Origin of the sequence: Salibacterium aidingense DSM 18341 (assembly GCF_000429685.1) — a bacterium.
Lineage (GTDB): Bacteria > Bacillota > Bacilli > Bacillales > Marinococcaceae > Salibacterium > Salibacterium aidingense.
Genome location: NZ_AUCI01000011.1, coordinates 71,473 through 91,384, shown reverse-complemented (window position 1 = coordinate 91,384; position 19,912 = coordinate 71,473). Strand labels below are relative to the sequence as shown.

Here is a 19,912-nt window from a genome sequence, read left to right as displayed (position 1 = left end):
TCGGGGCAAATATAAAAAAGTTGATACCGCTTTTCTCCTTCTATTATTTTAACGCCATATTCCCTTTTTACTTCTGGTGCATTTTCATATTCTGATGTAGGATGGTGCAATCCTTTTTTTCCATTCTCGAAAGTCTGATATCCTAATTTTGGACTTTCAAAGTCATCGCTGGACGATTCTTTCTCTTCTACTTCGTCTTGATTTGGAACGCTTTCTCTTGCAAACCGTTCCACAACAATTCAGCAATGAATTTAGAAGTGTGTTCGCTCAATTCCTGCAAACATAATTCTACTTTTTTCTCTCCGTTTTCTAGTTTCATTTCTATCTTTCCAATACAACTCACACTCCCTTGAACACCCCAACCGCCATATTCTCCTTGATACACATAGTTGTTATCTGTTCTCCAACCGTAAGTGGTACGCCAAGAAGCAGAATCGTTCGATTCCCATGTAGCAACGAGTGTTCCGGTATCAGGCGGTTCATCGTTTGGATCATCCCGATAGATACGGATACCTAATCTTCTGTCGCATGAACCCCCGTATATAGACCACCATCTGTCTCATTGAATTGTGCTGTATCCCCTCTCGCATACGTACCAGAACCAGCTACAATAGAAGCACCGCTAACACGAAAGGCATAAGCACCACCACGACCTTTCCCATCGAATACATCTACTCTTGATCCGTAAAGTGAACCAATACTAGCTGCGTCTCCGTCATGGGTATTGCAGTTACTCATTTGCAGATAAGAGTTATACGATAGAACGGTATATCCCATGTTTCGGTCAATACCGCCTTCAAAGTAACTGTTATTTACATCAACATGCGTACAACCTCTAACATAAAGACAGGACTCACGATATTCTGTGCTTGGATACGTGTACGGATTTTTGGAATAACAGTTGTTTAATACAATGTCATTCGTGCAGGAAAACACATTAAAATGACCATTTAAGAAGTTCCTCTCTGTTTGCATGTCTATTTCTATTATTCCGCCGCCGAAAAACCCTTCTATGACAACATCCTCAATATACGGTACTGTCTACGCCTTCGTCGAATATAACCACAGTCACACGTCCATTATTAAATTTCGGGATACTACTTACTGCCGCTTGAATCGTCTGCTTTGGAAAATCAAGAGAACCGTCATTATCGTCGTCACCTGTTTGCCGAACATAAATGGTGTAATCTTCTTCATTTCGATAAACAATATCGGGGCTATTAATTGTACCGACGGTGATTTCAGAGAAAGCAACCGTATCCTTATTGATCTCGGCTATATTTGTTTCATCATTTTCCATAACTAATAATGAACCGTCTCCGTGTGAACCGCCGCCTAACGTAAGTGTTCCGCCTTCTAAACGGTTGAGCAGCATGGTTCCTGCCGTGATGACACCTGCATTGATACCAGCACTATCAATCATGTTTGTGGTGATGGAACCAGCCGCTATCTTTTCTGCAATGATCGCTCCTTCAGAAGAACGCATTTATCAGTCTCTGTACCGTCCCTACTGTAAAAAATGGGTTTATTATGATTCGATGATAAATCACAGAGTATATCAAATGTATAAAATGTTTCCTCCAGCTACAGTAAACAATAAAGCTATTTGTATTAGTGGTGTTGGGTCTAATAAAGAATTTTCCGCCATTATTACCGACACTCTTCCAGACGTACAACTACAAAGTAACGGGCAATGTTTTGCATTCTATCGTTATGAAGAGAATGACTCAAAAGACACTCTTTATTTAACTCATGAAAACATTACCGATCAAACATTAAAAAGATTTAAAGATGCTTTCCCTAGTGAGAAAGTAGACAAGGAAGATGTTTTTTATTACATATACGGAATACTACATTCTCCTGATTATAAGGAGAAGTATCAAGCGAATTTACAAAAAACGTTGCCTAGAATTCCTTTAGTACAACAATTTAGGGAGTTTAGTAAAGTAGGTAGGGATTTAAGTCATTGGCATTTAAAGTATGAAGAAGTCGTGCCTTATTCCGTTGACGAAGTAGTAACCGGAACACCGGATTATCGTGTCCAAAAAATGAAATTCGGACAGAAAAAAGATAAGTCTAAAATCATTTACAACAACACCATTACCCTCGAAGGCATTCCGGAAAAAGCGTATGAATACCAAGTGAACGAACGCTCCGCTATCGAATGGATTATGGATCAATACCAAGTGAAAACAGATAAAGCCAGTGGTATTGTCCAAGATCCCAACGAGTATTCGGATGATCCGCGCTATATCCTGGATCTTTTGAAGCGGATTATCACTGTAAGCCTTAAAACATGCGAAATCATGGAATCGATGCCGCCATTAGAAGAAATCGATACAGAAGACAAAAGTTGACCCCATGACAATCATGGGTTCTTCTTATTGAAAAGTGGTCTGCTTAATCTTAGCTGCTGCATGTTTCGGAACGAACAGCTCGTTCTTTTGTATCCCCCACCGGATAATCCCTCCAAATAACCAAAGTAATCCCTGGTACACTTTCCCAACGTCCCACATCTATCTTCATCTATATTGGAGTGGGGAAGACGTTATGCCTCTTAAATAAGATATCCCATGCCGTGCTTTTCCTGTTGGTGCATTTTTAAAATATCCTATTGTAAGTGCCATTCTATTGCTCTGGACAAATAGATAACCGTCCCTTAACTCTGGGACACTTTCCTACGGTCCCAAGAATAACTGCATGTTTAAACCTTTTATGGATTGGCGAAAATGGAGGAAAAAGACGAAGTACGGAGGGGAAAACACGTGAAAGTTAAAATGTCTAAAGAAGAAGCGAAAAAGGAAGCAAAGCGAATAAAGGCTTTATCCAACAAGTATCATCTTCCATCTCAAAAACAACAGAAAAAGAAATAATGATACCGATACCACTGACGTGTAAAGGGAGCATACAAATAAAAAGGCAGGGACAACGTATTTGCCCCTACCCTATTTGATCCAATGTAAATAGCCCTTTAACGAGGGCAACAAGACTGAATGATATTTGAAACCCCAACCTTTTAGAGAGTTGCTGCTCTAAGGATGGGATTTTATTTGTTGTCTGAAAGCGATAAACAATACAGTCAGTATCACCACTATAGTCTGGTAATCAGACATTCTCCCATTTTTATTCGGTAGGGGGGTTGCCCATCCCAAAGGAGCATGTAGATTAAACACTTTCTTTATGTCTAACTAACCATGAGATGAGTTTTTCTCTATCAAATAATCGAACGTTACTTGAGATTAGGTACATTACCTATTATCATCTCAGTCATGATTCTTGAAATCTTTGAAACACTTCTTCCCCAATTTGAAGAGAACCTGTAGCTGCAGGGGATGGGGCATTACAAACATGAAGGCTGTGCTTGCCTTTTACAATGTAAAAATCATCAACAAGTTTACCGTTTAATCTTAGAGCTTGTGCTCTCACTCCTGCTGGTGCTTTTTCAATGTCATTTTCTGTGATCTCAGGAATTAATTTCTGCAAACTTTTGATGAATGATTTTTTACTGACAGATCGCACCATTTCCGCAGTACCTTCCCTGATATAAGACGAAGCCAATTTCCAAAATCCGGGGAACACCAAGACTTGTGTTAAGTCTTTGACATTCCAATCCATTTTAGAATAACCTTCCCTTTTTAATCCTAGCACTGCGTTTGGTCCTGCTTCCACTCCTCCATCAATCATTCTTGTGAAGTGCACGCCTAGAAATGGGAAATCCGGGTTGGGAACTGGATATATTAAATGTTTAACTAAATGGCGGGCTTCTTCTTTTAATTGATAATATTCTCCTCGAAAAGGCACAATTTGCATATCCATATGATAACCGGCTAATTTGGCAATTCTATCACTATGAAGTCCGGCACAATTAACCATTTTCTTGCCATTTATAGTTTGTTTCCTTGTTTTAATACTTACCTCATCATTTTCGTTAATACTGATTACTTGTTCATTAAAGAAAATGTGGTTGCCCTTCTCCTGAATTAGTACTGCTAATTTGTCACTTACTGTTTTATAGTTCACAATTCCCGTGGAAGGTACTTCGATACCGGCGACCCCCTTCACGTGTGGTTCGCGCTCCTTTAATTGGTCCTCTTCCAACCAATACACAGTTAGTTCATTGTCCTGGGCTCGTTTATATAAGTTCTGTAAGGAGGCCATTTGTTTCTCTTCTGTCGCCACTATTATTTTTCCACACTGCTCATATGGAATTTCATGTTCTTCACAAAAAGTAATCATGGAACGATTTCCATTTTTGGCGAACGCAGCTTTAAAACTTTTAGGGGGGTAATAGATCCCGGAGTGAATAACCCCACTATTGTTCCCAGTTTGATGAAGAGCTGCTGCTTCTTCTTTTTCTAGTACAGCAATAAAGGCATCAGGTTGTTTTTTTTGAATAGTATACGCAACTGATAATCCAACGATCCCTGCACCTATGATGACATAATCATACATCCACGTTATCCTCCTGATAGTACATCAAGTTTTTTATCTTTTCAGCTTCAGCTTAAAATCCATTATATTTTAATTTAAGAAATCAGATTCTTCTTTTAGAACTCGATCATACATCGGATTAAATTAATCACGCCTGCTTCAGGAAACACCACTTTAGACCAGGTTTTTCTGCCTGTGTTTCACTTAAAACCGCTGACGATTGTGAACGGATCATACAAATCTGTTTTTTGTTGTTTCTTTTTTTATCGTATAAATCGTAGTCGGGATAGGCCGGTTTTTCTATGTATATCCATGACAGAAACACCATTTTCTAATGAACGTATAACTTCATCATACGCCAATTTATCTCTACCTTTGGCACCGGGATGATATCGTTTATTTCCGCCTTTATACTTTCCCTGCTGCTACGCAATAACGATGCCTTACCCATGGGCGGTTTTTATACTTTTTCATTCTTCTTCCACCATTTAGGATAGAAGCGACAGGACAATATCGGAAACTAGCTGTCCGACGCCCTCTATTCTTCAGTTATTATATAAAAACCCTTAATAATTCCAAAGGCCAAGCGAGACTTGATTTCCTAAATTCAAAGGTGAAATGGATATTTATGTAAGTGGATATCGATGATAAAATAAGAGTAATCTGATTCGTGTCTGTTGGAAGGAGGGGGTAGCATGAAAAATACCATTATTGGCTTGTTCTTATTGTTTTTGAGTGCGATTCTATATAGTTCTACACTAATTGCTGCATCGGTCTATTCGCAAACGTTAGCAGGTAATGATGGTCAAGGATGGAATACAAATCATGGAGTTTTTGGCACGGCTATAAGAGAAATAGGAGGAGTTCCGATAACATTATCTATTCTATCGGGATTAATAGGCCTAACCTTTTTCGTTTTGTCGTTTGAAAAGGGAAAAAAATTCTTAAACACATTTGCAGCTCACAGTTTCAATGCATTCGGCAACTTGGACAATTAATACACCCAGCCTCTACTTTGCTTGAATATTTTCCATACCCGTTCCCAAGAGACCAAAGAGAAGGGTAATCCATATCATAAGAATATTTTTAACATAAAGAGAAAAAAAGAATGTGAATATTGGTTAATGTCGAAAGATAAAGGGGGTTAGGATGTGTCAAGGGGTACTCGCTTTTTATTTTCGTCCCCCCTCGAGATCCTTCTTATTGTGTCTTCGCCTCTTTTTGTTTTTTTAATTTAAACACTATAAAGTCAGCACATCTAAAATCCTCTTCAAATGAAGGGTATTTTTTTAACATTTCATTTGATGGCATTGGTTCTTCCATGCGCTCTATAATAAAGCCCGTTTTGATTAGAGTATTTATGTAACTAGTTAGTGTTCTATGGAAGAACAGCATTTTTTCTTTATCACCTAAGCCTTGTTCGTACGCACCTTCGTAAAAATACCTATCTACTCTCCAATATAACTTTTCGCCGCTTTCTGTTTTTTCCCACCCACATTCTGGAGTAACAAAACAAGGATGTAGTATTGAAAAAATAAGACTGCCACCATCTACTAATAATCGGTTCATTTCCTGAAATGCTTTTTCATAATTCGCAAGGTCCTGTATAACCATATTAGACACTATTAAATCAAAGCTTTTATCTTTTAAAATATTTAAGTCCTCACAATTGGCTTTTATGTACCTAATTAACAAATCATTTGGTGTTCTTTCTTTTGCAATTTCCACCATTCTTGAAGAGTAATCTACTGCTGTCACATTCGCGCCAAACTTAGATAAAATCCTGCTTAAATACCCTTCCCCGCATCCCGCATCCAATACTTTTTTATTCCTTAAGTCTTCCATAAATGAAAATAAAACAGGATTTAAAAAGATTTCTTTATGAAGGTCTCCTTGTTCGGTATGATTTTTTGAATAGGTATCTGCATATGCATCCCATCTTTTAATTGCTTCTTCGGTACCTGCCGTTTTTGACATTTAAATCCCCCCACACAAGTTAAATCTGTTCATACGATATCAACCCTTTATATGTTAATCGCTTGCAACCGGCTGGGGGCCTGATAACCATCGCACTGGAAACCGTCTATCGACCCCTTCTTTCCAACACTCTGTCAGATGTTTGTTTGGTTACCCTTCCATTAAGTACAGCTTTCGCATTCATACAAGTGGTCCTGCGTGGAGACCGTCTTGATGAAATGCAGGATTTCAATTTCTTCCTTCTCTGCGAATTCCACATCGGCTACGGCCTCCCGGATATTCGAAGCAGCTTCCTCCTCAGAGTTTGCAGGGATGCTGAATGTACTCTCCACTTCGGTCGAAAGATTTTTGTACGCATAAAGATAGCGCTGCATGTTCCCCCTCCTTTCATATTTTACTAGGCTTTGTTGTTTCACATAAAAACTCTATATCTCCATCATTCAATTATATTCCTCATCAAACGATGTACAATGTTTAACCTTTGTTCATTTGTGTGACTTCAGATTCAAATGCATCATACGATATTTTGCCTGACACTAACTCCATGCTTTTTATATACATCTTCTCTGTTTTGGTGTGGGTCCTCTCATGAGTATGATTTACCCGCTCCTCTTCGTTCATTAATGGCTTCCATACATGCTGCTTATTATGAAAGGCTTCAAAATATCGTAAGCCGAATTTCCTTTGGGAGATGGCATCCATATGAATACCATCAGGGTTAGAGGTTAAACCTGAAGCCGTGACAAAGTAACAATTCGCTTCGTTTAACGCAAATCTTTGTAACTCTTTATTAATGAGGGGATATTCCGTACAGTGTTTTCCAAATCCTTCCGCTCCTAAAAAATCTCCCAAACCGCCAATAATGAGGGGAACATCCGGAGCATGTAATTCTTTTCTGAGAGCCTCAATAATGGAATGTAATTTGTTGTAATAGTCTTTGTAGTGGCCATTCAAACTATCGCTTTCTCCTTGGTGCCATAGAATCCCTGTTAACTCACTGTTCTGCATCGCAAATTCTGCTTCCGTTACAGCATGTCTAAAAAGGGATTGATCTACAGCCCATTCATCCAGGGAGCTTCCCCTTCGGCACAAGGAATCAAGCCAATCGTATCTTCTTGATTTTGTCGGCACCATGCCTCTGCAAAGGAACCGGCCGGACTTATTCCTGCAACAGGACGGTCATAATTGATGGGCTCCGTCATCATCTGCCATCTCCCATTTCGCAGCATTTGTATTCGTTCATTATAATTGGAGATACATCATGAATAAACCCTCGTCCTGCCATATTCGACTGTCCTGCCATTAAAAACGATTTTACCATAGTCTTCCTCCTTTCGTTTTGTTCCATATTTACGAAGCCTAAAAAAACAGGAACCCTCCCTTTTCCCCCGCTTCTTTCAAACGCTTCTTTTAGATCTTTTTTCCAACCAGGTCACAGACTCTATATGATTCGTCTGCGGGAACATATCGACGGGCTGGATTTCTTTTGTCTCATACCCGCCGTCTTCGAGAATATTCAGATCCCGGGCGAGCGTCGCCGGATTACAGGAGACGTAGACGATTTTTTCCGGCTGCATGTCGATCATGGTTTGGAGCAGTTTTTCGTCGCAGCCTTTGCGGGGCGGATCGACAACGAACACATCGGGCTGGAGGCCGTTTGCTTTGTGCCACCACGGGACGAGTTCTTCGGCTTCTCCAACAGCAAACGTAGTGATGTCATCGAGTTTGTTCAGCTTCGCATTCCGTTTAGCGTCGCTGACGGCTTCCGGGATGGCTTCGACACCGTACACGTGCCTGGCTTTCTGGGCAAGAAATAGAGAAATCGTGCCGATGCCGCAATAGGCATCAATAACGGTTTCGTTTCCGCGGAGTTCCGCATACTCCAGCGCTTTGTCGTAAAGTACCTTCGTCTGAGATGGATTGACCTGGTAAAACGAGCGTGCGGAAATGGCGAATTTGATGTCGCCGATATAATCGTAAATATATTCGTCGCCCCAGATGACCTCTGTTTTTTCGCCGAAAATGACATTTGTTTTTTTGCTGTTGACGTTGTGCACGATCGAGGTGACATTCGGCATCGCTTCGCGGAGGTCATGGATAAGATCTTTTTTATGCGGCAGGTCCGGGCCGTTGGTCACGAGAATAATCATCAGCTGCTCGGTGGAATTGGCCTGGCGGGTAACGATATGGCGGAGCGTGCCGCGGTGCGATTCTTCGTCATAGGCCTTGATGTTGTAATGATCAGCAATATTTTTTACGATCTGCACGGCTTCGTCGTTGGCTCCCTGCTGGATGATACAGCTTTCCATATCGATGATGCGGTGGGAACGTTTTTGGAAGAAGCCGGCTTTGAGATGACCGTCGTCGCGGGTGCCAACCGGAACCTGCGCTTTGTTACGGTAGCGCCACGGGTCTTCCATTCCGATGGTGGGATGAACAGGTACATGGTCGAGACCGCCGATGCGGGTGACGGCATCCTGTACCTGTTTGTGCTTAAATCGGAGCTGCGCCTCGTATGTCATGTGCTGGAGCTGGCAGCCGCCGCAGAGATAATAGATCGGACAGGGGGCATCGGTGCGGTCTCTGCTTTCTTCTATCCGTTCGAGCATTTTTCCAAAGCCGTAGCCTTTTTTCGTTTTGAGTACTTTGATTTTGGCGGTTTCGCCGGGGAGACCGTATGGCACGAACAGGGCGTACCCGTCCACCTTTGCGACACCCGCTCCTTCATGGGTAAGGTCCTCAAATGTTGCGGTAATGATATCATTTTTCTGTACCGGGGCGTTGTTGTTTTGATTCTTTGCCATCATTGTTGTCCTTTCTCCTAACCGTTCCATTCTGCTATCCGCCATTTTAACACAAAACCCTGCCATTTAACCGGTGCTTTGCCGCTTCCTCCTAAGTATCTGGTCTGATGCTAATTACCAGCACCACCCGAGTATAATGGTATTTTTTCTTTCACTATTTCCTCTTGTTCTGTATCCCACCATTCTATCATCATATAAATAGCGTTTATGTCACCGGCAGTCAAAAAACTGTCGTTATTGTAAAAACTTGTATCTTCTTCTATGTTTCCCGTTTTTTCTTCTGCTATATCAATAGCTGCCCCCGACACAGACTTCGAATGGATTCTCCTTTTTTTATTACCGTGAACAACATACGTATCAAAATTAAAAAAATCCGTATTGTATTCTTCGGTGTTTTTCATTTGCAGGGTGCCGCGTCCTGCGGTTAATTTCTTCGGTACAATCTCTATAACGTAATCCTCCAGCTTCCACGTATCACTTTCTTTCGTGATAGACCATGTATAATGGTAATCTGCCTCGTCCTCCCTGTTACAGCCGCAAAGAACTACTGCACTGCACACGACGACAAGCAGGGATACAATACGTTTTTTCATAGTAAACATCCTTCTCTATTGTCGGGGCATCTTTCTCATCCATATTATTCCAAACCTATACCAATTGTACCATCCATTCTCAGGTCAAAAGAAATGGGTGGAGAGACTATACGGGGGTTTTTTCATTAACGCATGGGGAAGGCCCGCTCTTTCGTAAGGGAGGATTGAAAAAAGAGGGGAAGCGCTGCTTTTATTCCTTCAAGTGAAATGCTTTCTGGTAGTGTTCTCTAAGCTCTACTGCGTTGTCTTTCCATTCTATCGGTTCTCCATTAATGCATCTGGCTCAGGACATCGAGGCATCGGTGCCATCCTGCTGCCACATACATAATCATATCCTCGTCATCAAAGGTATGGATGAAAATCAATCGGCATCCTTCCTTTTCATCTTGCAAGGACATCTGGAGGTAATCATCGACTTCGCGAAAAGCAAAGGTATGGGGCTCGTCCAACTCTGTGATGACCGCTTCATAAACAGTCCCTTCCCCATCATCAAAGGCAATCTCCCCTCCTGTACGAAGGTCCATCTCCCCGGTAGCAAACGGATACCATTGAACAAAATCGTCAGGATTCGTTACGATTTGGAAAACATCTCCCGGAGAATACGGAAAATAACGTTCAAACCTTAAAGCATACCGTCCATTATCCTCATGCAGGGTTCCATAATCACTCATCTATTTTCCTCCTTTTCAGTAGTCCCAAACTAATAAATAGGTGCTTCTGCTGTCTTGCCACCGGTCAGCCGACAATATCGCTGCGGCGTTCATATAATTCAACATCGCGCCAGACACCGTTCAGCTTTCCAATCCGTTCGCGTGTCCCGACTTTACGGAATCCGGCAGCTTCATGGATTTTAATGCTTGTCCGGTTTTCCGGAAAAATACCAGCCTGGAGCATCCAGTAGCCTTCTTCTTCACTCACCCGGATCAGTTGCTTCAGCAGAGCAGTGCCGACACCTTTACCTCGTACATCGCCTCGTATGTAGATACTTGTCACGCCTACACCTGCATAGACTTCCCGGTTGGAAAACGGGGACAGCGCTGCAAAACCGAGCACTTCCTCTCCTTCCTGATCCATGACCACCAGCCGGCAGATAAGGTCATGCGTAGCCGACCAGATTTCCCATGAGGGAGCTTCGGTTTCAAAGGTAGCAATCTCTGTTTCTATTCCCATCTCATAAATTTCTTTCACCTGCGGCCAATGTTCTTTATGTAATCGTAGAATCGGATAATCCAAAAAACCACCTCCTAAGATTTCACGTCCATTTCGCTGCCCAGAGCTTCATTTCCTTCGTAATTTTGTGCAGTTCCTGGCCTTTTTCCGTTAGGGTATATTCTACTTTGGGCGGGACTGTCGGGTACACCTTGCGAGTTAAGATGTTATGTTCTTCGAGGTGGCGGAGGGTGTCCGTCAAAGCTTTTGGGCTGATCGTAGAAATAGCCCTTTTTATCTCGTTGAACCGCCGTGTTCCTTCAAATAATTCTTTCAATACAAGAAAGGACCATTTGCCGCCGATCACATCCAAGGCTTTTTCAATCGAACATTCGACACCGGCAAGTTCCGGATCCTGTGTAGCCATGAGGTTCCCTCCTTTTCTATCTCCTTTATACTAACTATAAAAATAATACTAAGTTCATTTCCGTTCATTATATATAAAAAAATTCACTTCTTCAAATGTTACCGCTTTCTCTATAAGATAAAAATAGAAAAGGAGGTCGAATCGTTTGAGAAAAGTTGTTATTACCGGAGGAAGCGGTTTGCTTGGCCCTTCTGTGGTGCAGGAATTCCTGGACCATGAGTATGAAGTCATAAACGCAGAGAGCATCAAACCGGATCAGCCCCTTTGTCGCACCGTCATTACTGATTTGACGGATCTCGGGCAGGTTTACGGAGTGCTGGAAGGTGCTGATGCGGTCGTCCATCTAGCTGCTATTCCCGTCGCCTATTCCCATCCCAACGAAGTGACCTTTCAAAATAACGTCATGGCCACGTACAATATACTCGAAGCCGCGGAACATCTAGGGATCCGCAAAGCAGCTATTACTTCGAGCGAATCATCGTACGGCATCGTTTTTTCTAAGAATGGCCTGGAGCCGCAGTATGTTCCTGTCGATGAAGATCATCCGCAGCTTCCCGAGGACAGTTACGGCCTCTCTAAAATAGTCAATGAACAAACCGCTGAAGCCGTTCACCGCCGAAGCGGGATGCAGATTGTATCACTGCGTCTCGGCAATGTGATTTCTCCAGTGAAGTATGAGAACTTCCCGTCCTTTATACATGATGCTTCTAAGCGCGCCCCCATCCTCTGGAGCTACATTGACAGCCGGGATGCGGCATCAGCCTACAGGCTTGCGGTGGAGAAAGACGGTCTCGGGACGGCAGCACTGAACATTACTGCCGACGACACCAGCATGGATATTCCGAGCAAAGAACTGATGACAAGCCAATTTCCCGAAGTGACTGATATCCGCGGGCCGATTGATCAGTATCAGACCTTAGTAAGCAATGAAAAAGCCAAAAAATTGCTTGGCTGGAAGCCTGTTCATTTTTGGCGTGATCATGTATCGTTACAATAAAGGAGGAATCTACCATGCAATATCGCAGACTTGGAAACAGCGGTCTCAAAGTAAGTGAAATCGGGCTCGGCAGCTGGCTGACCTACGGTTCGACGGTGGAAGACAGCAATGCTGCCGATATCATCCGCACCGCCTACCACAACGGCGTTAATTTTTTCGACACCGCGAATGTGTACAACCGCGGAGAGGCGGAGAAAGTCGTCGGAAAAACGCTTCAGGAGTTTAAACGTGACAGCTATGTGCTCGCGACCAAAGTTTATTTCCCCATGGGCGACGGTCCCAACGATAAAGGTCTCTCCCGCAAACATATTATCGAACAGTGCGATGCCAGCCTGCAGCGTCTGGGAGCAGACTATATTGACCTCTACCAGTGCCACCGCTATGATACAGAAACGCCCGTCGACGAAACTTTAATGGCGCTCGATGACCTGGTTAAGCAGGGGAAAATACTCTATTACGGTTTCAGCGAATGGTCCGCCGCGCAAATCACCGATGCGGTACACACTGCAAAAGACCGGAACTTGAATCCTCCGGTATCTAATCAGCCGATTTACAATATGATTCGGCGCTATATTGAAAAAGAAGTCCTTCCGGTCAGCCAGAAATACGGCCTCGGCCAGGTCGTCTTTTCCCCGCTCGCCCAGGGAGTACTCACCGGTAAGTACAAGCCCAAAGAAAAATACCCGGCCGACAGCCGCGCCGCACATGAAGACATCGGAAAATTTGTCAGCGGGTTCCTCGCTGAGCCGATTCTTGAACAAGTCGCCCGGCTCGAAAAAATCGCCCAGGATGAATTGAACATCAAACTTTCCCAGCTTGCCCTTGCCTGGATTCTGCGCCAGCCCGGAGTCAGCTCCGCCATCGTCGGAGCCAGCCGTCCGTCCCAGCTCGAAGAGAACCTGAAGGCAACAGAAGTCGAGCTGAATGATGATATTCTGGATGAAATCGAAGAAATTCTGAAAGAGCTGGAAGAACTGAAACTGTAACGCTGTCCCAGGCGGACATTTATTCCGTTATTTCTCCCAAATTCCGGTTTTTTAAAGGTGTTTCGGACATCTATTCCTCTAATCGGCAAAAACCTGTTTGTATTTGTTAAGAAAAAAGCAAATAAGGTATTAAATGTCCGAAAGTTGGTTAAATACAGGGGGATTTCCTCATATAACGGAACAGATGTCCGCCACCGCCAATCTTCAAAAAAAGGATGCCGGCTTCCTTTATCCGGCCTCCTTCTTTCTCCTCACCGCTTCCAGGGGTCCCCTGTCCCAGAGGTATTATATACTTGTTGTTCTCCATCTGCTTCCTTCGTCTCCGACACTCTTTGCACAAGGTCCGGACGTTGAAAGAATTCTTTTCTTAGTTCTATACCGTGGCCGGGCTTTTCCAGTGGTTGAATATATCCCTGTTTTACTTCAGGAATTTCTGTCACAACCTCCGTGTAATATGTCTCATAAAAAGCTCTTACTGTTTCCATCATCCACAGATTCGGAATGTTGCAGCAAATATGAGTGTTGACCGAATGCAGAACGGGACCGCCGCAGTTATGAGGAGCAAACGGCAGATGCTGCACCTCGGTCATTGCCGAAATTTTCTTGACCTCACTAATGCCGCCGGTCCATGCCGGATCAGCGATGACGATATCAGCGGCACCGGTTTTCAGCAGTTGATCGTATTCAAATCTTGTAAACAAACGTTCACTTGCAGCGACAGGAAGCGTCGTCGACTGCTTCAGCTTTTTTATCGTTTCCAGATTATCCACCAAGGTTAAATCTTCCAGCCAGCATACCTGATAGGGTTGTAATTCTTCTGCAATACGGATGGCGCTGGGGAGGTTCCACCTGCCGTGTCCTTCCAGGGCCAGCTCGATGTCCCCGCCAAACGCATTTTTGATTTTTCGAAACGGCTCTGCCCCCTTTTTTACAGACGAAGGGGAAATATAATTTCCTTGATATTCTTTGCTTAATTCATCGTAAGGCCAGATTTTTAATGTGTTTATCCCTTTTTCCAAAAATTCCTCTGCTAACGTTTCCGGCTCGTTTATAAACCGGTCTCTATCCTTATTATTTAAATAACCGACACAAGTGTTGTATACTTGTACTTTTTTCCGGGAAGCCCCGCCGAGCAGTCTGTAAAGTGGAAGATGGCTCACCTTACCCAAAATATCCCAAAGGGCGATATCTATCGCACTGAGGGCTCTCATTTCTGATCCAGAGGATCCATGATGGTTAAACGTCTGGTAAAAGGAAGACCAAATCGCTTCAATATCCAGCGGATTTCTGCCTAGAAGCAGATCGGCACCAATCGTATGAATCATCTCCTGCACTGGAGACGGTTTAGCATTTGTTTCGCCAAGTCCGGTTATTCCCTCGTTCGTGTGAATCTGTACGAGTAATTCTCTTGGATGACCGGTCATCCGGTACGATTCTATCTTCGTAATATACAAACGATTCCCTCCTCTGCCTTACAAAATATAGTGCAGGATGGACACATACATCATTCCGGCCGCATACATCGAAGCAATATACAGCCCGTTCCACCGTAACCCCACGGTGAGTGTACTTCGATGAACCACGTTGGATATAAAAATGGTAATGGCGTTGAACGGGCTGATAATCGCTGCCATAAACCAGGCAAGTAATAAAACGACAATTAGTGAAATTGGGTCAGTTCCGAGTGTTTCCGGGGTGATCTGCATAGCCAGAACAGGCACAGTAATGATCTGATGAACACCGATAAAGGCTAAACCAATAACTAACAGGATGATGAAGGTGGCCACCAGCAAAAAGGAAATCGAAGAAACGGCTTCAAACATTTGCTGAATAACGTCGGAAAATGGAGAAGCGGCCACAGCGGCCCCGAACAAACCGGCACTTAAAAACAACACCGTTTCTGTATTAATGCTGTGATCCATATTCTTCACAAACGTTTTAACATGACTGCAGAAAAGCTTCCACTTCCGGGTTATAAGAGCCCACAGCATAGGAATGATTACCGACGTCAAACTGACTAAAAGCAGCATGGAAAGCTGGGTCCATGACTCGATCCAGACGAGTGTCCCAATTAACGCAGCCAGTAACGCCACTATTTTCAAAAGCAGAGCCAGCATTGGTTCCGAACGCTGCTTTTCCTCAGCCTGCTTTTCTTTCTGTTTATACTGAAATAAAAAGAAGATAAGATTTCCCACCGCCAGCTGAAGACATGCTAAAAGAAGACCAAATAAAATATAACGACTGAATGGTATTTCCAAATAATATAAAGACAGGGCAACGGAACCGAAATAAGGAGACCACACCATCGCTGTAGAAAAGCCGACAAAATAGGCTCTTGCCAGAAACGCTGGTTCGAATTTGTTATCCTGCAGTATTTCATGAAGAATGCGTACAGAACCGAGGCTTAAGACAGGAGTGATGAGGAACAGAACAGAAGTTAAGCCTGTAAATAGTTTGTGGGGCGTGTCTTTTACCTGCTTTAAATAACGCTGAATCGAATCAATATATCCACTGTTTTTTAAAGGGATCGCTAATAAGGGAGAAAGCGTCATTAATACCAGCAAAGGCAGATTTTGCAGCATTTCTCCCATCGTGCTGATTACCGCTTCTCCATTTACTATGATGTTCATTACAATCCCGGAAACAAACAGGATACCGCCCATGACCATCGTCTTCTTATCTACCGTGGTGATCGATAATAGAAATGTTATGCAGACAATAAAGATTAAAAGCGTGTGAACGAGAGAGGAAAGGGAAAAGGCATCTATAAAATAAACAAAACACATCAGTAATAGAAAGCCTCTCTTGATACGTGCCATCGTTTGTACCCCATTTTCATCGAAGATCTATTCAAAAGGAGAGCACTGTTCCCCTTTAACGGAAAACAGCGCTGTGTCATCAATGGTACTCTTCTATATTTACTCCACACTCCTTTCCCGTTTCATTTAATGCTTCGTATACTTCTTTCCCAATATCAAATCCATGCTGTTTCCGTTCCAGCTCGGTTCTGCTTTCTATTTCCCCGGGTAAAAATATTTCTTCCACATTTTCGGCTTTGGTTGTTTCTTTGATTTCCTCTATCATTTGATCGACTCTTTGTTTAAACTGCGCTGCGGGCATAAAGGCATTAACATCTATGAACTGGAAGAAGTGCCCGACATTCTGGGGAGCTTCATAATCGCCATAAATATGACGGACCCGGGGGCCGAACCCTGCACCTGATAATACCCCACTCATGATATCAATCATGGCTGCCATCGCGTATCCCTTCGGTCCGCCAAACGGCAGTACGGTTCCCTCCAGCGCTTCTTTCGCATCTGTCGTAGCCCGTCCCTTTTTATCAATAGCCCAGCCTTCTGGAATGTCTTCCCCCCGTTGTTCTGCGGAAATGATTTTACCGCGGGCCACCACGCTGGTCGCCATATCAAAAACGATTGGAAAATGTTTGGAAGCTGGGATGCCGTAGGAATAGGGATTGGTGCCGAAATAGGGAGTTACCCCGCCCCAAGGCGCCATATTGGCAGGGGCATTGGACATAGCAAAGGCTATCACATCTTCCTCCAGTGCCTTTTTGACAAAATAACCGGCAGCGCCAAAGTGTGTCGACCTTGTCACAGCGATGTTGGCCGAACCATGTTCTTTTGCTTTTTTCACTCCTTCCGATACCGCTTTTTCTGCCACGATCTGTCCCATGCCGTCATCACCGTCTATCAACGTAGCGGCATTTGTTTCTTTAATCATTTTCACATCCGGATTCGGGGTAACAATGCCGTGTTTAAGCCTTTTAATATAAATTGGTACTCTCGTCACCCCATGCGAATCCACGCCCCGAACGTTGGCAGAAACCAGGCTTTCTGCCACAATGTAGCTGTTCGCCGCTGATAGATCAACGGTTTGAAGTACGTCCGAAACAAAGCTTACTAACTGATCGGGATAAAATTTCATTTGTTCCTTCCTTTCTTCCTGCCCCTTCGATTACTGCTTTCGAGAGTACGTTTTTTATTGTTCGCTATTTTCATAAATTTCCTGATACCGTTTCTGGGTTTCAGCAATAAATTCTGAAGCTTCTTCCGGTCCCATATATTCAGGAGATACGACATGACCATTAATTTCTTCTCTATACTCTTCATTTTCGGTTACCACTGTTTCCATCGCTTCAGAAAAAGTGTTCACAATGTTTTCAGGAGTTTCAGGCGGAAAAGCCCAGAAGAAAATTTTGTCAAACTGAACATCATATCCCTGCTCGGTAAAGGTAGGAACCTCCGGAAATTGTTCCAGTCTCTCTTCCGCCATAACGCCGAGGCTTTTCATTTCACCAGATTCAATGTATTCTCCGACAAGACCAATTTGAGTAGGAACGACATCTACCTGCCCGCCAAGCAGGGCCGTGATTTTATCGGAGGCTCCGCCGGCATCAACAATATTAAATTCCACACCCGCTTCTTCCTGCAGGGCCAGCAGCTGTAAGTGAGTGAAAGAACCCGTTTCGGTGGCTACTGCTAATTCCCCTGGATTTTCTTCCGCATACTTCACCATATCTTCTAAACTATTAAACTCTGATTCACCGCTTACCAAAAAGGAGTTCCCTTGATCGAGCACACTGATACCCGCAACTTCAAAATCGTTCACTTCATAATCGGTCAGCCCAAGCAGTTTATTAATAAGGGCTCCATCATGATACGCCAGCACTCTGTAGCCATCCGGGTCGGCATTTAAAATTTCACTCGATCCGGTACTGCCCCCAGAACCTTCGACATTCTGAACAACAAGGTCCACACCCAGCTCCCCTTCAAGATGCTGTGTTAATGTCCTTGTATTTCTGTCTGTATCACCGCCTGCCCCGGCTGGGACGACAACTTCAATAGATTCTTCTGGATAACTGCTGTCATTTGCTTCTGCGTCTTCACTATCTGTGCTGTTGTCCTCAGACTCAGCGCTGCTTCCACCTGTGTCTTCTGCGGTGTCCCCTCCGCATCCGGCCATGAAAGCAATCATACCTGCAACTGCCAATACCATAAAAAATCTCCACTTATTTACCTTCATTTACGTACCTCCTAAGGATTTTTTTTGATGATAGTTTTTCCAGCCTTTCAGCACTACAGAGAGCAGTGCGATTATCCAGAATACCGCTGCGATCGGTTCCGTTAAAAACGGCCAAAAGTTCTCCTGAGTCAACTGCAGTCCCCTCCGCAAGTTCTCTTCAGCTATCGGCCCCAGAATAAATCCTAATATCGCAGGAGCTATAGGGAATTTACCTTTAAGAAATAAATATCCAAGTATCCCAAAAAATAAAAGAGCCCAAATATCAAACAGACGATTGTTTTCTGCAAAAGCTCCCACCGCACAAAGGACTAGAATAATAGGAAGTAATATGTGCTTTGGAATGCTCAATATTTTTACGAATAATCGTATTCCCATAGAAAGAAACAGAAACATCGCAATATTAGCAATAATTAATGCTGCGAATATACCATAAACGATATCGGTATCATTGGTGAAAAACAACGGCCCCGGCTGGATACCATGAATGACAAGTCCGCCCAGCAGCATTGCTGTTACCGTGTCTCCCGGGATACCGAGCGCCATTAATGGAACAAGCGCTCCTCCAATCGCTGCGTTATTCGATGATTCCGAGGCGACAACGCCGTCTGGGATTCCGGTTCCAAATTTTTCAGGGTACCTGGATTGGTTCTTAGCTGTTGCATAAGCGATGATGTTAGCTGTACCACCTCCTATTCCTGGTAAAATACCAATGCCTACTCCCATTAAACTAGAGCGTAAATAATTCCAGCCCTGACTGAAAAATTCCGAAAGGGAAAATCCAAATCCCTTCATTTTAGGGGGAGGGGTGTTCCCTTTTGTTAAGGGACTAATTTTCCGTTCCGAGATATTTAATATCTCCCCCACAGCGAATAACCCTATTAATGCTGGGAGTAAATTGAAACCAGCATCCAACTGCCCCATGCCAAAGGTAAACCTCGGGAAGGAATCAATCGGGGCCGACCCCACCATAGCAAGCGATATACCAAGTAAAGCACTCAGCATGCCTTTTACGATCGATCCCTCGGATAAACTTGAAATCAGCGTTAATGCGAACATCGTAATAGCAAAGTATTCAATTGGGCCGAATCGTAAGGCAAATTCAGCTAATGGGGGAGATATTAAAATTAAAGCGGTAATGCTCAATATCCCACCAAGAAACGAAAAAACAAATGCTAGTCCAAAAGCTTTGCCTGCTTCCCCTTTTTGAGCCATAGGGTAGCCGTCAAATGTACTTGATATCGACGAAGGGGTTCCCGGCAGTTTTAATAGGATGGCTGGAATGAGCCCGCCTGAGACGCCGCCAATGTATAATCCCATTAACAGCGCCATGCCGGAGCCAGGATCCATCGTAAATGTGATCGGAAGACAAATCGCCACCGCCATTGTCGCTGTTAAACCGGGAATTGAACCAAACACCAGTCCCATGGCCACTCCTGTTACAATTAACAGCATGTTATAGGGAGTGAACATCGAAGAAAAACCTGCTATTAAATCAGCTGCCATAT

Annotated in this window: 20 protein-coding genes and 1 pseudogene; 4 read left to right on the top strand and 17 right to left on the bottom strand. The window is 43.6% G+C overall.

The genetic code is table 11. The features are described from left to right. Positions 1 to 339: 339 nt before the first annotated feature. Genes G475_RS27205 through G475_RS0112260 form a run of 3 tightly spaced genes read right to left on the bottom strand, consistent with a single transcriptional unit; the run spans position 340 to position 1,486 of the window. Positions 340 to 483 carry a hypothetical protein gene (locus tag G475_RS27205; RefSeq protein WP_156911681.1) on the bottom strand — a complete coding sequence of 48 codons (144 nt, stop codon included), beginning with the start codon at positions 481 to 483 and terminating at the stop codon, positions 340 to 342. Between the two features lie 30 nt (positions 484 to 513). Continuing rightward, a complete protein-coding gene (locus G475_RS27200) occupies positions 514 to 975 on the bottom strand; it encodes a hypothetical protein (RefSeq protein ID WP_156911680.1) in 462 nt (153 codons plus the stop codon). Positions 976 to 1,024: 49 nt separating this feature from the next. After that, the gene (locus G475_RS0112260) at positions 1,025 to 1,486 is read right to left on the bottom strand and encodes a hypothetical protein (RefSeq protein WP_026701556.1); all 462 of its coding nucleotides are present in this window, start codon (positions 1,484 to 1,486) and stop codon (positions 1,025 to 1,027) included. Between G475_RS0112260 and G475_RS0112255 the strand changes: the two genes are divergently transcribed. Further along, complete coding sequence (locus G475_RS0112255; RefSeq protein ID WP_324603215.1) at positions 1,374 to 2,357, top strand: type ISP restriction/modification enzyme; 984 nt, start codon at positions 1,374 to 1,376, stop codon at positions 2,355 to 2,357. The genes G475_RS0112260 and G475_RS0112255 overlap by 113 nt on opposite strands. A 910-nt stretch (positions 2,358 to 3,267) precedes the next feature. On the opposite strand, the gene lhgO is transcribed toward G475_RS0112255, so the two are convergent. Then, entirely contained in the window at positions 3,268 to 4,452 is a 1,185-nt protein-coding gene (gene lhgO, locus G475_RS0112240; RefSeq protein ID WP_026701554.1) for an L-2-hydroxyglutarate oxidase, read from the bottom strand. A 674-nt stretch (positions 4,453 to 5,126) separates the two neighbouring features. On the opposite strand from lhgO, the gene G475_RS24910 reads away from it, so the two are divergent. Next, positions 5,127 to 5,429 (top strand): hypothetical protein, encoded by a 303-nt coding sequence (locus G475_RS24910; RefSeq protein ID WP_051302458.1) that lies wholly within the window; start codon positions 5,127 to 5,129, stop codon positions 5,427 to 5,429. Between the two features lie 202 nt (positions 5,430 to 5,631). Here G475_RS24910 and G475_RS0112230 read toward each other — a convergent pair whose 3' ends face one another. The 8 genes and pseudogenes from G475_RS0112230 to G475_RS0112195 form a co-directional block, all read right to left on the bottom strand. Then, positions 5,632 to 6,408: a class I SAM-dependent methyltransferase gene (locus G475_RS0112230; protein ID WP_026701553.1), complete on the bottom strand. Its 777-nt coding sequence runs from the start codon at positions 6,406 to 6,408 to the stop codon at positions 5,632 to 5,634. 161 nt (positions 6,409 to 6,569) lie between these two features. Beyond that, on the bottom strand, positions 6,570 to 6,782 hold the full coding sequence (locus tag G475_RS0112225) for a hypothetical protein (RefSeq protein WP_026701552.1): 213 nt from the start codon (positions 6,780 to 6,782) through the stop codon (positions 6,570 to 6,572). A gap of 100 nt (positions 6,783 to 6,882) precedes the next feature. After that, positions 6,883 to 7,729 (bottom strand): annotated as a pseudogene (locus tag G475_RS24905) (sialate O-acetylesterase). 76 nt (positions 7,730 to 7,805) lie between these two features. Next, complete coding sequence (gene rlmD, locus G475_RS0112215) at positions 7,806 to 9,242, bottom strand: 23S rRNA (uracil(1939)-C(5))-methyltransferase RlmD (protein WP_233275772.1); 1,437 nt, start codon at positions 9,240 to 9,242, stop codon at positions 7,806 to 7,808. Positions 9,243 to 9,322: 80 nt separating this feature from the next. Continuing rightward, positions 9,323 to 9,805 (bottom strand): hypothetical protein, encoded by a 483-nt coding sequence (locus G475_RS0112210; RefSeq protein ID WP_026701550.1) that lies wholly within the window; start codon positions 9,803 to 9,805, stop codon positions 9,323 to 9,325. Between the two features lie 269 nt (positions 9,806 to 10,074). After that, a complete protein-coding gene (locus G475_RS24900; protein WP_233275771.1) occupies positions 10,075 to 10,476 on the bottom strand; it encodes an SRPBCC domain-containing protein in 402 nt (133 codons plus the stop codon). A gap of 64 nt (positions 10,477 to 10,540) precedes the next feature. Beyond that, positions 10,541 to 10,975: a GNAT family N-acetyltransferase gene (locus G475_RS0112200; protein WP_407636204.1), complete on the bottom strand. Its 435-nt coding sequence runs from the start codon at positions 10,973 to 10,975 to the stop codon at positions 10,541 to 10,543. An 82-nt stretch (positions 10,976 to 11,057) separates the two neighbouring features. After that, a complete protein-coding gene (locus tag G475_RS0112195; RefSeq protein WP_026701548.1) occupies positions 11,058 to 11,381 on the bottom strand; it encodes a winged helix-turn-helix transcriptional regulator in 324 nt (107 codons plus the stop codon). 145 nt (positions 11,382 to 11,526) lie between these two features. Between G475_RS0112195 and G475_RS0112190 the strand changes: the two genes are divergently transcribed. Next, positions 11,527 to 12,378, top strand: coding sequence for an NAD-dependent epimerase/dehydratase family protein (locus tag G475_RS0112190; RefSeq protein ID WP_026701547.1), 852 nt, complete (start codon positions 11,527 to 11,529; stop codon positions 12,376 to 12,378). A gap of 14 nt (positions 12,379 to 12,392) precedes the next feature. Further along, positions 12,393 to 13,364, top strand: a complete 972-nt coding sequence (locus G475_RS0112185) for an aldo/keto reductase family protein (RefSeq protein ID WP_026701546.1) — start codon at positions 12,393 to 12,395, stop codon at positions 13,362 to 13,364. A 251-nt stretch (positions 13,365 to 13,615) separates the two neighbouring features. On the opposite strand, the gene G475_RS24895 is transcribed toward G475_RS0112185, so the two are convergent. From G475_RS24895 to G475_RS0112160, 5 genes are all read right to left on the bottom strand, one after another. Continuing rightward, the gene (locus tag G475_RS24895; protein WP_051302455.1) at positions 13,616 to 14,818 is read right to left on the bottom strand and encodes a mandelate racemase/muconate lactonizing enzyme family protein; all 1,203 of its coding nucleotides are present in this window, start codon (positions 14,816 to 14,818) and stop codon (positions 13,616 to 13,618) included. Between the two features lie 18 nt (positions 14,819 to 14,836). Further along, positions 14,837 to 16,183, bottom strand: a complete 1,347-nt coding sequence (locus G475_RS0112175; protein ID WP_026701545.1) for a hypothetical protein — start codon at positions 16,181 to 16,183, stop codon at positions 14,837 to 14,839. A 79-nt stretch (positions 16,184 to 16,262) separates the two neighbouring features. Next, entirely contained in the window at positions 16,263 to 17,309 is a 1,047-nt protein-coding gene (locus G475_RS0112170; RefSeq protein ID WP_026701544.1) for an Ldh family oxidoreductase, read from the bottom strand. A gap of 54 nt (positions 17,310 to 17,363) precedes the next feature. Further along, entirely contained in the window at positions 17,364 to 18,407 is a 1,044-nt protein-coding gene (locus G475_RS0112165) for a tripartite tricarboxylate transporter substrate binding protein (RefSeq protein WP_026701543.1), read from the bottom strand. Beyond that, positions 18,408 to 19,910, bottom strand: a complete 1,503-nt coding sequence (locus G475_RS0112160; RefSeq protein WP_026701542.1) for a tripartite tricarboxylate transporter permease — start codon at positions 19,908 to 19,910, stop codon at positions 18,408 to 18,410. Between the last annotated feature and the right edge of the window lie 2 nt (positions 19,911 to 19,912).

What these genes read in the sequence shown, in the direction of transcription:
- G475_RS0112230 (WP_026701553.1), bottom strand. Translation starts at nt 6,408, where the DNA reads ATGTCAAAAACGGCAGGTACCGAAGAAGCAATTAAAAGATGGGATGCA.
- G475_RS27205 (WP_156911681.1), bottom strand. Translation starts at nt 483, where the DNA reads ATGAACCGCCTGATACCGGAACACTCGTTGCTACATGGGAATCGAACG.
- G475_RS0112175 (WP_026701545.1), bottom strand. Translation starts at nt 16,183, where the DNA reads ATGGCACGTATCAAGAGAGGCTTTCTATTACTGATGTGTTTTGTTTAT.
- G475_RS0112210 (WP_026701550.1), bottom strand. Translation starts at nt 9,805, where the DNA reads ATGAAAAAACGTATTGTATCCCTGCTTGTCGTCGTGTGCAGTGCAGTA.
- G475_RS0112200 (WP_407636204.1), bottom strand. Translation starts at nt 10,975, where the DNA reads ATGGGAATAGAAACAGAGATTGCTACCTTTGAAACCGAAGCTCCCTCA.
- G475_RS24910 (WP_051302458.1), top strand. Translation starts at nt 5,127, where the DNA reads ATGAAAAATACCATTATTGGCTTGTTCTTATTGTTTTTGAGTGCGATT.
- lhgO (WP_026701554.1), bottom strand. Translation starts at nt 4,452, where the DNA reads ATGTATGATTATGTCATCATAGGTGCAGGGATCGTTGGATTATCAGTT.
- G475_RS0112170 (WP_026701544.1), bottom strand. Translation starts at nt 17,309, where the DNA reads ATGAAATTTTATCCCGATCAGTTAGTAAGCTTTGTTTCGGACGTACTT.
- G475_RS0112165 (WP_026701543.1), bottom strand. Translation starts at nt 18,407, where the DNA reads ATGAAGGTAAATAAGTGGAGATTTTTTATGGTATTGGCAGTTGCAGGT.
- G475_RS0112225 (WP_026701552.1), bottom strand. Translation starts at nt 6,782, where the DNA reads ATGCAGCGCTATCTTTATGCGTACAAAAATCTTTCGACCGAAGTGGAG.
- G475_RS24900 (WP_233275771.1), bottom strand. Translation starts at nt 10,476, where the DNA reads ATGAGTGATTATGGAACCCTGCATGAGGATAATGGACGGTATGCTTTA.
- rlmD (WP_233275772.1), bottom strand. Translation starts at nt 9,242, where the DNA reads ATGGAACGGTTAGGAGAAAGGACAACAATGATGGCAAAGAATCAAAAC.
- G475_RS0112260 (WP_026701556.1), bottom strand. Translation starts at nt 1,486, where the DNA reads ATGCGTTCTTCTGAAGGAGCGATCATTGCAGAAAAGATAGCGGCTGGT.
- G475_RS0112185 (WP_026701546.1), top strand. Translation starts at nt 12,393, where the DNA reads ATGCAATATCGCAGACTTGGAAACAGCGGTCTCAAAGTAAGTGAAATC.
- G475_RS0112195 (WP_026701548.1), bottom strand. Translation starts at nt 11,381, where the DNA reads ATGGCTACACAGGATCCGGAACTTGCCGGTGTCGAATGTTCGATTGAA.
- G475_RS0112160 (WP_026701542.1), bottom strand. Translation starts at nt 19,910, where the DNA reads ATGGCAGCTGATTTAATAGCAGGTTTTTCTTCGATGTTCACTCCCTAT.
- G475_RS0112255 (WP_324603215.1), top strand. Translation starts at nt 1,374, where the DNA reads ATGGTTCCTGCCGTGATGACACCTGCATTGATACCAGCACTATCAATC.
- G475_RS27200 (WP_156911680.1), bottom strand. Translation starts at nt 975, where the DNA reads ATGCAAACAGAGAGGAACTTCTTAAATGGTCATTTTAATGTGTTTTCC.